Origin of the sequence: Bradyrhizobium niftali, assembly GCF_004571025.1 — a bacterium.
In the GTDB taxonomy this organism is placed as follows: Bacteria; Pseudomonadota; Alphaproteobacteria; order Rhizobiales; family Xanthobacteraceae; genus Bradyrhizobium; species Bradyrhizobium niftali.
Genome location: NZ_SPQT01000032.1, coordinates 1 through 12,111, shown reverse-complemented (window position 1 = coordinate 12,111; position 12,111 = coordinate 1). Strand labels below are relative to the sequence as shown.

Here is a 12,111-nt window from a genome sequence, read left to right as displayed (position 1 = left end):
CCCCATCGTCGTCCCGGCGAAGGCCGGGACCCATACCGCGTGATCTATCGACGGCGCGCGGTGCTAGTCCCGAACGACCAGTCTTCGTCCAATTCCCCCCTGTGGTTATGGGTCCCGGCCTCCGCCGGGACGACGCCGTATATGCGGAACCCCCGCACAAAACGTCACAGGGAAAGGTCTGGACAGTATTTATCCAACGGGTTAATTTCTCCTGAGAACGAAGAAGAATGCCGGGAGTGAAAATTGGCCGAACCGAAGCAGCAAGGTGCGGTGTCCAAGGTGCTGAACGCGGCCTGGGTTCGGCCGTTCTTGTTCCTGGTCTTCATCGTGGTGGCCTGGGATCTCGCGATCCGGGTGTTCAGGATTCCCGCCTACCAGATCCCGGCTCCGCTCGATGTCGTCGCCGTGCTGCGCACCGAATGGCCGGAATTGCTGCGGCAGGCCTGGCCGACCACCTATGCGACCGTCTGCGGCTTCCTGCTCTCGGCGCTGTTCGGCATTCCCGTCGCGATGCTGATCGCGGGGTCGAAGACGGTGGAGAGCTACGTCTATCCGCTGCTGGTGTTCTCGCAGTCCGTGCCGAAGATCGCGATCGCGCCGCTGTTCGTGGTCTGGTTCGGCTTCGGCATCATTCCCAAGGTCATTTCCGCCTTCCTGCTCGGCTTCTTCCCGGTGGTGGTCTCGGCGGTTCAGGGCTTCAAATCGGTCGACCCTGACATGGTCGATCTCGCGCGCGCCATGCAGGGCAGCCGTTTCCAGGTGTTCCGCGCGGTGAACCTGCCGCATGCGCTGCCCGCGATCTTCTCCGGGCTCAAAGTGTCGGTGACGCTCGCCGTGGTCGGCGCCGTCGTCGGCGAGTTCGTCGGCTCCAATTCCGGCATCGGCTATGTGATGCAGCGCTCGATCGGCACGTTCGACCTGCCGACCATGTTCGCGGCCCTCGTGATCCTGGCGCTGCTCGGCGTGATCCTGTTCTGGATCGTGGACCGGATCGAGAAGCTGGTCATTCCCTGGCATGTCAGCCAGCGCGAGGATGTGATTTTCGCTGTGTAAGCGAAGCAACGAACGGCCACCAACGGCCGAAACAACAACGACAAGGGAGAGTGACGATGAAGCGGTGGATAGGGGCTGCATCAGTGGCGCTGCTGGCGTTCGCGGCGATGCCGGCGCAGGCAGCCGACAAGGTCGTGCTGATGCTGAACTGGTACGTCTATGGCGAACACGCGCCGTTCTATTACGGCAAGGCCAAGGGCATTTACGCGGCTGAAGGCATCGACCTCGAGATCCAGGAAGGCCGCGGCTCGGCTGCGACCACGCAGGCCGTTGCCGCCAAGACCGCCGACTTCGGCTATGTCGACGTGCCCACCATGATGCGCGCCGCCATCAAGGGCGCGCCGGTGGTCGCGACCGGTGTGCTGCTTCAGACCTCGCCGATGTCCGCCATGGGCTTCGTCGACAAGAACATCAGGAAGCCCGAGGACATCAAGGGCAAGACGGTTGCGATCACGCCGGCGGACTCCATGACCCAGATCTGGCCGCTGTTCCTGAAGAAGACCGGCCTTAAGGAAAGCGACTTCCAGACGGTGGCGGGCGACGGCCAGACCAAGCTCAACGCCGTCATCAACGGCCAGGCCGACCTGCTGCTCGGCTACGTCATGGACCAGTCGATGAAGATCAAGGACGCTACCGGCAAGGACGTCTATCCGATCAAGTTCGCCGACTACGGCATCAACATGGTGTCCTCAGGCATCATCGCCAACGCCGACTATGTGAAGGCCAATGCCGATCTCGTCCGCCGCTTCATGTCGGCGACGACCAAGGCGGTCGAAGCCGCCGAGAAGGAGCCGAAGGTGGCGGCGCAGTCGATCCTCGATGCCAACCCCAAGGGCGGCAAGATCGACACGCTGACGCAGGGCTTCGAACTGACCATTCCGCTCTACCGGACCGCGGAGACCAAGACCAAGCGGCCGTTCCAGGTCACCGACCAGAACATGACCGAGACCGTCAACCTGCTGGTCGAATATGGCGGGCTCGACGCCAAGGCCAAGGATAACCCGAAGGCGTTCTACACCAACGATTATCTGCCGAAGAGCGGCTCGTGAGCGACAAATATCCGCTGTCGTCCCGGCGAAGGCCGGGACCCATAACCACCGTCCATGCTTGTTACGGAAGGTCTCTCGCCGCGTGCCCAAACGCGCCGGCACGGCGTATGGGTCCCGGCGTTCGCCGGGACGACGGGCGGAGAGGGGTGCGATGAATCCTGCGACCAAACCAATCGACGCACAGCCGGCCGCGCATCTGAGACTGGTGAGCGACCGGGCTGCCGGCGAGGCGTCGGGCATCAAGCTGTCAGGTGTGTCGAAGACCTACCGGACGCGCGACGGCGACGTGCCGTCGCTGCGGCCGCTCGATTTTGACATCAACGAGGGCGAGTTCTTCGTCGTGGTCGGCCCAAGCGGCTGCGGCAAGTCCACGCTGCTCAAGCTGATCTCGGGGCTGCTGCCGCCGACGTCAGGCGAGATCCTGGTCGAGGGCGAGAAGGTGACGAAGCCGCACGGCAATGTCGGCATCGTCTTCCAGAACGCGCTGCTGCTGCCCTGGCGGAACATCCTTTCCAACGTGATGCTGCCGATCGACATGAAGCGGCTGCCGCGGCAAAAATATCTCGAGCGTGCCAAGGCGCTGCTGAAGCTGGTGGGGCTGGAAGGCTTCGAGAAGAAGCTGCCGTGGCAGCTCTCCGGCGGCATGCAGCAGCGTGCCTCGATCTGCCGTGCGCTGGTGCACGACCCCAAGATCATGCTGATGGACGAGCCGTTCGGCGCGCTCGATGCGCTGACGCGCGAGCGCATGAATGTCGAGCTGATGCGGATCCAGCGCGAGACGAAGAAGACCGTGCTGCTGATCACGCATTCGATTCCGGAGGCCGTGTTCCTCGCCGACCGCGTGCTGGTCATGACCGAGCGTCCCGGCGCGGTCGCCGCGATCTACGACGTGCCGCTGCCGCGCCCGCGTTCGCTCGACGTGATGGCCGATCCTGTCTTCACCGAGCTGGTGCAGCGCATCCGCAAGCATTTCTTCTCACAAGGTGCACTGGACTAAAGCCATGGCGCCGCGCCTGAAGCTGCGAGACATCGCATTCTTCGAACGTCCCGTGCAGTTCGCGCGGCCGTTCCGCTTTGGCGCGATCACGCTTCACGCGACGCCGCAGCTGTTCGTGCGGGTCGAGATCGAGGTCGAGGGCAGGGGAACCGCGGTCGGTGCCAGTGCCGAACTGCTGGTGCCGAAATGGTTCGACAAGCGGCCGGAGCTGTCGCCGGCGCAGACGGTCGACGGTCTGCGCCGCTCGCTTGAGATCGCGCGCGGTCTTTATTTGGCGCGGACCGGATATCTGACCGCGTTCGACCTGCATGCGTCGTGCATCGGCGCACAGATTGCGACCTGTGCGAAGAAGAACATTCCACCGCTTGCTGCGGCTTACGGCCCTGCGGAGATCGACAAGGCGGTCCTCGATGCGGTGCTGCGTGCCGTGGAGACCAACTTCTTTGACGGCATGGCCGGCAACATTGCCGGCATCGATGCGCGGCTGTCGCCTGATTTGAAGGAAACGGATATTACAACGTTTCTTGCCGGCCGCAAGCCGCTGCCGCGGGTTGCTATCAGGCATACCGTCGGCCTCGACGATACGGTGGAAGGTAAGGACGGCGTCGCCGACGCTCATGAGAACGCCGGTGCGCGTTACTTCAAGCTGAAGCTGTCGGGCGATCCCGCAGCCGACGCAGCGCGGCTGGCGCGGATCGGCAAGGATCTCGATACGCTCGGACACGGCTACAAGGTGACGCTCGATGCGAACGAGCAGTACGCCGATCTCGCGGCGCTTCAGGCGTTGATCGATCGGCTCGATCGTGACCCCGGCCTTGGACCGATCGCTTCGCGGTTGCTCTATATCGAGCAGCCGATGCCGCGTGATATCACACGGCAGTCGCCGCTCGGCTCGCTCGCCGCGCGCGGTTTCATCATCGATGAGGCCGACGATTCCTACGATGCCTTCCCAGCCGCTCGGGCACTCGGCTATCACGGCATCTCCTCGAAGTCCTGCAAGGGGCTCTACAAGTCCGTCGTCAACGCGACGCGCGCGGCGAAGTGGAGTGCGGACGGAGGGACGTTCTTCGTGACCGGCGAGGACCTGACCTGCCAGGCCGGCCTTGCCGTGCAGCAGGATCTCGCGCTCGGCGCCTTCCTCGGCATCGCCCATGCCGAACGCAACGGCCACCACTACGTCGACGGCTTTGGCGATACGCCCGCCGCGGAAGCCCAGGCCTTCGCGGCCGCGCATCCCGATCTCTATGCCGATGCCGGCCACGGCATCCGGCTCTCCATTCACGACGGCGATCTCCTGACGGGATCGCTTCATGCAACGGGCTTTGCGACGTCGGTCCATCCGGACTGGTCGGCACTCCGCCCGCTCGAACAGCCAAAGTCACTTCAGGAGCAACTGGCATGACCACCCAACGCCTCGGCCTCATCATGAACGGCGTCACCGGCCGCATGGGGCTCAACCAGCATCTGATCCGCTCGATCGTCGCGATCCGCGACCAGGGCGGCGTCCGCCTGAAGAACGGCGACCGCGTGATGCCGGATCCGATCCTGGTCGGCCGCAGCGCCGACAAGGTCGAGGCCCTCGCCAAGCGGTTCAACATCGCGCGCTGGACCACCGACCTCGACGCTGCGCTCGCCGACAAGAACGACACCATGTTCTTCGACGCCGCGACCACGCAGGCGCGTCCGGGCCTTCTGACCCAGGCCATCAATGCCGGCAAGCACGTCTATTGCGAGAAGCCGATCGCGACGAACTTCGAGGAGGCCCTCGAGGTCGTCAAGCTCGCCAACGCCAAGGGCGTCAAGCACGGCACGGTGCAGGACAAGCTGTTCCTGCCGGGCCTCAAGAAGATCGCCTTCCTGCGCGACTCCGGCTTCTTCGGCCGCATCCTCTCGGTGCGCGGCGAGTTCGGCTATTGGGTGTTCGAGGGCGGCTGGCAGGAGGCACAGCGGCCGTCCTGGAATTACCGCGACGAGGACGGCGGCGGCATCATCCTCGACATGGTCTGCCACTGGCGCTACGTGCTCGACAACCTCTTCGGCAACGTCCAGAGCGTGGTCTGCATCGGCAACACCGACATTCCGGAGCGTTTTGACGAGCAGGGCAGGAAGTACAAGGCGACTGCGGACGATTCCGCCTATGCCACGTTCCAGCTCGAGGGCGGCGTCATTGCCCACATCAACATGTCCTGGGTGACGCGCGTCTATCGCGACGACCTCGTCACCTTCCAGGTCGACGGCACGCTCGGCTCGGCCGTCGCGGGCCTTTCGGACTGCATGATCCAGGCGCGGCAGGCTACCCCGAGGCCGGTGTGGAATCCCGACGAGAAGCGGCTGCACGATTTCTACGGCGACTGGCAGAAGCTGCCGGACAATGTCTCCTACGACAACGGCTTCAAGGAGCAGTGGGAGATGTTCATCCGTCACGTCTACGAGGGCGCTCCTTACAAGTTCACGCTGCTCGAAGGCGCCAAGGGCGTGCAGCTTGCCGAATGCGCGCTGAAGAGCTGGAAGGAGCGGCGATGGATCGACGTCGCCCCGATCAAGGTCTGAGGAGGGAAGTATGAACAAGCCCGTCCTGCCGATGTCATCCCTATCGTTGAAGCTGCCCAAAGCCGACCGGTCCATCGAGACCTACCGGCTCGCGGCCTCGCGAACGTTCCCGGCGAAGCTCGAGGGATCGCTGAACCGCATCGCATTCTCGGCCGTGCACACGGTGGCCGATCCCTTCGCCGACAATGACCCGTGGCTCTCCGTCGCTGTTGACTGGGACAGGACCATCGCCTTCCGCGAGCACGTCTGGGACCTCGGTCTCGGCGTCGCCGAAGCCATGGACACGGCGCAGCGCGGCATGGGGCTGGACTGGCCGACCTCGCTGGAGCTGATCACGCGCTCGGTCGGCGCTGCCAGGCGTCGCAACGCGCTGGTGTTCTCCGGTGCCGGCACGGACCATCTCGCGGTCGAGGATGCCAGGGGTCTCGACGACGTGATCCGCGCCTATGAGGAGCAGGTCTCGGCGGTCGAGAAGGTCGGCGGGCGCATCATTTTGATGGCGTCGCGCGCGCTGGCAAAACTCGGTCGCGGCGCCGACGACTACGCGAAGGTCTACAACCGTGTGCTGTCGCAGGTCCGCGAGCCCGTGATCATCCACTGGCTCGGTGACATGTTCGATCCTGCACTGACGGGATATTGGGGTACCAAGAATCTCGACAAGGCCATGGATGTTGCGGTGGCCATCATCAACAACAACGCCGCCAAGGTCGACGGCGTCAAGGTCTCGCTGCTCGACAAGCAGCGCGAGATCGACATGCGCCGCCGCCTCGACAAGCGCATCAAGATGTATACCGGCGACGACTTCAACTATGCGGAGCTGATCGCCGGCGACGAGCGGGGTTTCTCGCATGCGCTGCTCGGCATCTTCGACGCGATCGCGCCGGCGGCGTCTTACGCGCTGTCGCGGCTCGCTGCCGGCGACGAGGCAGGCTTCCACGACGTGCTGGGGCCGACCGTGCCGCTGTCGCGCCACATCTTCAAGGCGCCGACCCGCTTCTACAAGACCGGCGTGGTGTTCATGGCGTACCTCAACGGCCATCAGGATCATTTCACCATGGTGGGCGGGCAGGAGAGTGCGCGCTCGATGCTGCATCTGGCCGAGCTGTTCCGGCTGGCCGACCAGGCCGGTCTCCTCGCCAATCCGGAACTGGCGACGCGGCGGATGAAGACCGTGCTGGCCTTGCACGGACTGGACTCCTGATGCGCGATTTTTCGTCCGACCATCGCTGGCTGTCGCTGAACACGGCGACGGTCCGCAAGCAGGGTGACCTCGTCGAGATCATCGACGCCTGTGCAAAGCATGGCATCCGCGCCATCGATCCCTGGCGCGACCAGGTCGCTGCCGTCGGTCTCGATCGCGCCGCCCGCGCGGTGCGCGATGCCGGGCTCGAGCTGTCAGGCTATTGCCGCGGCGGCATGTTCACCTCCGACGCATCGCGCCGCACCGAGGTGCGTGACGACAACCGGCGCTGCGTCGACGAGGCCAGGGCGCTGGGCGCGTCCTGCATCGTCCTCGTGGTCGGCGGCCTGCCGCAATATTCGCGGCCGGGCAGCGAGGCCTCGAAGGATATCGTGGCGGCGCGCGGGCAGGTCGAGGAAGCGCTCGCAGAGATGCTCGACTACGCCAAACAGGCAAAGTTGCCGCTGGCGATCGAGCCCTTGCATCCGGCTTACGCAGCCGACCGTGCCTGCGTGAACACCACGAAGCAGGCGCTCGACATCTGCGATCGTCTCGACCCCGGCCGCAGCGGCATGCTCGGCGTCGCGCTCGACGTCTATCACATCTGGTGGGACCCGGAGCTGATGAGCCAGGTCGCGCGCGCCGGCAAGGATCGCCTGCTTGCCTTCCACGTCTGTGACTGGCTGGTGCCGACCAGGGACATCCTCAACGACCGCGGCATGATGGGTGACGGCGTCATCGACATCAAATCGGTGCGCAAAGCGGTCGAAGCGCGGGGTTTTGCCGGCTATTCGGAGATCGAGATCTTCTCCAACGACTGGTGGGGCAAGCCCATGGACGAGGTGCTGCGCACGTGCATCGCGCGGCACAGGACGGTGGTGTAGGCCCCGCGAGCGCCGCCCTTGCGGTCCTTCATGCCTGCGCCGGCGGGATTGTTATGCGATGGACTTCCATCTTTTGACCGACCCCCTTCAGGTTCTCGTAGTTGCACGACACCGAGCGTGATTTGACGATGTCAGCGACGCCCGGTGCCTCCATCACCGTTGCGCTGATGCAGACTTCGTTGACATCGGCGAGACCTTGCACGCGTGCGGCGATATTCACGTCCTGCCCGAAATAGTCGATCCGGTCGTTGAGATTCACCGCAATCGCCCGCCCCCTGTGGACGCCGACCTTGAGGCCCAGCGGCCGCGAAGCGGTCCGATTGAATCGCGACAGCTCTTCGACCATCTCGATGGAGGCGTGAACGGCGTCCTGGGGTCGCTCGAAGCCGGCCATGACTGCGTCGCCGATCGTCTTCACGATGGCGCCGGATCGTTCCCGGATGATCCTGTTCAAGATCTCGAAGTGCTGGCGAACCAGAAAATACGCGTTCACGTCACCGACGCTTTCATACAGCGGGGTCGACTTCTTCAGATCGGTGAACAGGTACGTCATGTCCGAGATATTGAGGCTCTCGCCCTCATCCACCAGCTGCGCCTTGTAGAGTTCGCGGAAGCTCGGGGTGAGCAGCAGCCGCTTGCCGGAAAGAAACGGTTCATACTCGACCAGATGGGGCGCGAAACCTGGGGGATACTGGACGAACCAGAAGCGACCGCGATCGTCGGTGCGGTTCTCGATCCGGATGGTGTGCTTGCCTGGGCTGAGATCGGCCGTCTGCCGGAACGAAAAGCGTCCGTCGCCGAGGACCATGTCTTTCGGTGCCGTCGGCCGGTCCGGCACATGGAAGCGGCCCGACTCGAGCTGGACCAGCGTCCCTTGCGGCTCTGCCGGCTCCCCGTTCGCGAAGAAGACCAGAAGGAGCTTGTGGCTCAAATCCAGCACCTCGAAACGGCCAGCTGTGACGTCGAAGTCGAAGCTGCGGTGCTCATGAGCCTCGATATCGGCGAATCCCCGTGAGAGCGCAGCAACGAGCTGCTGATGCGTCATTCCATGCGGAGCGATGAAGCCCTTGGAAAAGTTGTAGCGCAGGTAAAAATCCTCGACCGACAGCCTTTCGGGATGGCGGAATATGATGTCGCGGACGCCGCTCGAGACCGTAAATGCGACCTGAATGTAGTCATCCAGCGCCACATCGTTGATCGCGTTGCAGAACGCGCACTGAAAGCGTGGATGGACCTGGTCGAGCTCGCGAAAGCTGCCGGCGACCTGCGGGCAATAGGCGCAGATCAGCAGCCAGTCCATATCGAACAGGCCCACCTTGGCAGCGTGCACGAACAGCTCGATCGCGTCCGCCTCGGACATGCGGACGGCGCCGCCGTATTGGATGGGATTGACGCGAAGAAGATCATAATCGTCGGCGGTCCGGATGAAGCGCTCGAGCTCCGGCAGAACATTCGGTGCCCAGCTTTTTGCCGCTTCGAGCGCGGCGAGACGCTGGCTCAGGAGACTCTCGTTGACAGGAGACCGGACATTCATCTCACGCTCCCTACCTGGTGGGCTGACTACGCCATTGGCCTCCGGCCGGACTCCGCGACGGACGGCACCATCGCCTCGTCCGGCGCGATAGCCCCCAGGCTCTCGACGATCTCGAAACGGCCGCTCTTCGCCTGGGCGATATACATGTTCATGCGGACGTGGTGCTGGCCGGGTACCATTTCCGCCGGACCGCCCGGCCCCTCGGCGATCCCCGCGTGATCGAGCGCAGCGATGACGTCCTCCTGGCGCAGCGAGCCGGCCTCGTTCACGGCCGCCGCCCAGAGCTTGATCCCACGGTAGAGGCCGGAGCAGGCGCTGCCGCCCGTGAACTGCTCCTTGCCGTGATAGCGCTTGTCGTACGCGCCGAGCAGCGTCTTGCTGAAGGGGTCGCTGACGTTCTGGTAGAAGTCGAGGCAGCCGTAGAGGCCTTCCACATGCGGCGCGGGCAGCAGACCGAGCAGGTTCTCGTCGAAATAGGTGCAGATCAACTGCCCGCCGCGGTCCTGAAAACCGGCGTTGTGGAGTTGGGCGAAGAAGGGCACGACCCCGGGTGGAACGATGGTGTTGAACACCGCGTCCGCGCCGCTGGACATGATCCTCGCAACTGTCTCGTCGTACTCCATGTGATCGAGGGGATGGTATTCCTCGCCGACGATGCGGCCGCCATTGGCGGTGACGAGCTGGCGGACCCTCTCGTTCATCACGTGCGGCCAGACGTAGTCTGCGGACGGCAGGTAGAATGTCTTGGCACCGGTCTTGTGCATCAGCCAGGGAATGAGCGGGTCGAGCTGCTGCGCCGGCACCGGGCCGGTGCAGAAGATCAGCGGGTCGCATTCCTGCCCTTCGTATTGCTCGGGGTAGATGTAGAGCGTCATGCCCTTCACGACGGCGGGGCCCTTGATGGCCTGCCGCGTGGAGCTGTAGATGCCGCCGAAGATCACATCCACCTTGTCCTGCAACACAAGCTTGGCCGCCTTGGCCTCCGCGACTGCGTCGGTCGTTGCACCGTCCTCGAGGTAGAGTTCGATCTTCCGCCCCAGCAGGCCGCCATTGGCGTTGATCTCGTCAACCACCATCCTTGCCACGTTGGCGTTTGCGCGGCCCATGAACGAAAGTGCTCCGGTCTCCTCCGCGATCATGCCGACTTTGACGGACGCTAGTGTCATGGCAGATACTCCCCTGAGCTTTGTGCCCGCAAGCCGAGGTGCGGCTATATCGACGCGAGAGGCCCACCCGAAGCGTCTTTCGGTCTCGGCAAACTTGTGATCGGCGGCAACCTCTTGCTCGATGAAGTGACGCGAGTTTTCAGGCTCGATCCTGGCTCTGCCGCTGCGTACACTTGGAAATTCAGCGATTGGAAATTCAGCGATCGATAAGTGCTACGGCCTCGTGTTCCTCGGCAGGCGCGCCCTCATTGGTCCGCACAAATACAAAACGGGATGCCACGGAGATCTGCGCGTCGGCGCTGCCATCCTGGCCGATGAGAATGAGTCCCGCTCCGCCATTGGCTACATTCAAGATGACGGGGGCGCCCGTCCACGTCCTGATTGGCTCCATTCCGATGATGAGAAATTCACCGATCGGCTGGTCGATATATTGCAGCCTCAGCTGTGGCCCGACTTCTGCCGCCGCAAGTCCGAAACCCAGCTGTTTGGCGCGCGCAAAAATGTCCGCCAGCGACGCAGTATCAATCTTAAAGCCGAGTTCGGCTACCGACACCGTAAAAAGCTCTACGTTTGTTTTCGCGCCGCGAAGGGTAAAGGTCGGTCGTGCGAGAATTTCGCCAGCCGAGTTTCCGATGCCGCAACCTACCGCATCCAATGCGGTACTGAGGGCAAAGACATTTGCAAACGTCCCGATTGTGATCGTCCTCCACACGGAAACATCGACGGCGGATTTGATCGGGATCTGCGGCCTGTCGGCTGACGGAGCTTTCTTGAGCCTAAGTTGGTTCTGCAGGACATCTCGCGCCGTGCATTGAGCTCTGGCTTCGCTCGCAAATAGGAGAGTGCATGCGGTACAGAGCACCGCAACAATGAGAATGCCACAGCGGCGCCATCCTGGCGAATGACACTCTATGGCATGGCAACTGACTTTCTTGCCAGCTGTTCGGTCCATAACGGACCTCTCTTGCGCTAATGCAGCGCCAAAAAAATCAAACTGTCACTTCACTATGGTCGGGCCGGTTCACGGCAAAAAGCCGTCGTTCTCGCAAGCCTATAGAGGTTGGTCCCGGAAATCCCGCAAAGGTTCAGCGAAGATGAGGCCGGATGACGAACTCAATATAGGTAAGCGTGGGTGCACGTCTTGCGAAGCAGCCATCTCGTGCAGATCGGCGAGCTGGGTGAGTACCACCAATGATGAGGTGGACGGCCATCGGCTTTCAGGCAGAATGTCATCACCCCGATGCCGCAGCCTCGCTGCTCAGCGTGGCGTAGAACTCGTCCAGGGCGGGTTCGACCAGCTTGGCGGCCGTCAGCGCGGCCTCATGCTCTGACTTGACTTCCGCTGTCGCCGGCAAAACGGGCATTGATCGGACTTGCTGCCGGCTCGACCCGGTCGCGAATGACCCGAATGTATGGTCCGGCCGTGCGTAGCAAGAGGTTCGTCGATCAGGTGGTGAGTGGTCTTGCATCAATGTATCCGGCCTTTGATTGGAGCATTTTCTCCGGGCCATCATGGATATCAGCGCGCGTGCGTTCTCATTAGCGGACAGGCCTCGATTGGGCCATTTGGGTCACCAGTGTTCGCATGCGCCGGGAAGACCGAACCTCCATCTCGTCTCATCCTCTCGCAGACCTCGGCTGGAACCTGTTGATGGGGTTACGTCATCGCATGCTCCTCCTACCTCGCAGTTCCTGTGT

11 protein-coding genes are annotated in these 12,111 nt (G+C 63.2%); 7 read left to right on the top strand and 4 right to left on the bottom strand.

What is annotated here, in order from left to right; translation table 11 throughout:
• Positions 1 to 243 precede the first annotated feature (243 nt).
• From E4K65_RS38020 to E4K65_RS37990, 7 genes are all read left to right on the top strand, one after another.
• Entirely contained in the window at positions 244 to 1,053 is an 810-nt protein-coding gene (locus tag E4K65_RS38020; protein ID WP_135178455.1) for an ABC transporter permease, read from the top strand.
• Between the two features lie 56 nt (positions 1,054 to 1,109).
• Positions 1,110 to 2,102 (top strand): ABC transporter substrate-binding protein, encoded by a 993-nt coding sequence (locus tag E4K65_RS38015; RefSeq protein ID WP_167771479.1) that lies wholly within the window; start codon positions 1,110 to 1,112, stop codon positions 2,100 to 2,102.
• A gap of 151 nt (positions 2,103 to 2,253) precedes the next feature.
• Positions 2,254 to 3,099 (top strand): ABC transporter ATP-binding protein, encoded by an 846-nt coding sequence (locus tag E4K65_RS38010; protein ID WP_135178453.1) that lies wholly within the window; start codon positions 2,254 to 2,256, stop codon positions 3,097 to 3,099.
• Between the two features lie 4 nt (positions 3,100 to 3,103).
• Positions 3,104 to 4,501 (top strand): enolase-like domain-containing protein, encoded by a 1,398-nt coding sequence (locus tag E4K65_RS38005; RefSeq protein WP_135178452.1) that lies wholly within the window; start codon positions 3,104 to 3,106, stop codon positions 4,499 to 4,501.
• A complete protein-coding gene (locus E4K65_RS38000) occupies positions 4,498 to 5,649 on the top strand; it encodes a Gfo/Idh/MocA family protein (protein ID WP_135178451.1) in 1,152 nt (383 codons plus the stop codon). The genes E4K65_RS38005 and E4K65_RS38000 overlap by 4 nt, the downstream gene beginning before the upstream one ends.
• 10 nt (positions 5,650 to 5,659) lie before the next feature.
• Complete coding sequence (locus E4K65_RS37995) at positions 5,660 to 6,850, top strand: dihydrodipicolinate synthase family protein (protein WP_135178450.1); 1,191 nt, start codon at positions 5,660 to 5,662, stop codon at positions 6,848 to 6,850.
• Positions 6,850 to 7,713 carry a sugar phosphate isomerase/epimerase family protein gene (locus E4K65_RS37990; protein WP_135178449.1) on the top strand — a complete coding sequence of 288 codons (864 nt, stop codon included), beginning with the start codon at positions 6,850 to 6,852 and terminating at the stop codon, positions 7,711 to 7,713. Before E4K65_RS37995 ends, E4K65_RS37990 begins: the two co-directional genes overlap by 1 nt.
• 28 nt (positions 7,714 to 7,741) lie before the next feature.
• Here E4K65_RS37990 and E4K65_RS37985 read toward each other — a convergent pair whose 3' ends face one another.
• From E4K65_RS37985 to E4K65_RS49605, 4 genes are all read right to left on the bottom strand, one after another.
• The gene (locus tag E4K65_RS37985; RefSeq protein WP_135178448.1) at positions 7,742 to 9,247 is read right to left on the bottom strand and encodes an adenylate/guanylate cyclase domain-containing protein; all 1,506 of its coding nucleotides are present in this window, start codon (positions 9,245 to 9,247) and stop codon (positions 7,742 to 7,744) included.
• Between the two features lie 26 nt (positions 9,248 to 9,273).
• Positions 9,274 to 10,413 (bottom strand): substrate-binding protein, encoded by a 1,140-nt coding sequence (locus tag E4K65_RS37980; RefSeq protein WP_135178447.1) that lies wholly within the window; start codon positions 10,411 to 10,413, stop codon positions 9,274 to 9,276.
• 196 nt (positions 10,414 to 10,609) lie between these two features.
• Positions 10,610 to 11,365, bottom strand: a complete 756-nt coding sequence (locus tag E4K65_RS37975; RefSeq protein ID WP_135178446.1) for a hypothetical protein — start codon at positions 11,363 to 11,365, stop codon at positions 10,610 to 10,612.
• Between the two features lie 280 nt (positions 11,366 to 11,645).
• A complete protein-coding gene (locus E4K65_RS49605) occupies positions 11,646 to 11,777 on the bottom strand; it encodes a hypothetical protein (protein ID WP_283813924.1) in 132 nt (43 codons plus the stop codon).
• Between the last annotated feature and the right edge of the window lie 334 nt (positions 11,778 to 12,111).

Bases quoted from the DNA above. Each gene is read 5' to 3' on its own strand.
- E4K65_RS38015 (WP_167771479.1), top strand. From the start codon at position 1,110: ATGAAGCGGTGGATAGGGGCTGCATCAGTGGCGCTGCTGGCGTTCGCG.
- E4K65_RS38010 (WP_135178453.1), top strand. From the start codon at position 2,254: ATGAATCCTGCGACCAAACCAATCGACGCACAGCCGGCCGCGCATCTG.
- E4K65_RS38005 (WP_135178452.1), top strand. From the start codon at position 3,104: ATGGCGCCGCGCCTGAAGCTGCGAGACATCGCATTCTTCGAACGTCCC.
- E4K65_RS38000 (WP_135178451.1), top strand. From the start codon at position 4,498: ATGACCACCCAACGCCTCGGCCTCATCATGAACGGCGTCACCGGCCGC.
- E4K65_RS37995 (WP_135178450.1), top strand. From the start codon at position 5,660: ATGAACAAGCCCGTCCTGCCGATGTCATCCCTATCGTTGAAGCTGCCC.
- E4K65_RS37990 (WP_135178449.1), top strand. From the start codon at position 6,850: ATGCGCGATTTTTCGTCCGACCATCGCTGGCTGTCGCTGAACACGGCG.
- E4K65_RS37985 (WP_135178448.1), bottom strand. From the start codon at position 9,247: ATGAATGTCCGGTCTCCTGTCAACGAGAGTCTCCTGAGCCAGCGTCTC.
- E4K65_RS37980 (WP_135178447.1), bottom strand. From the start codon at position 10,413: ATGACACTAGCGTCCGTCAAAGTCGGCATGATCGCGGAGGAGACCGGA.
- E4K65_RS37975 (WP_135178446.1), bottom strand. From the start codon at position 11,365: ATGGACCGAACAGCTGGCAAGAAAGTCAGTTGCCATGCCATAGAGTGT.
- E4K65_RS49605 (WP_283813924.1), bottom strand. From the start codon at position 11,777: ATGCCCGTTTTGCCGGCGACAGCGGAAGTCAAGTCAGAGCATGAGGCC.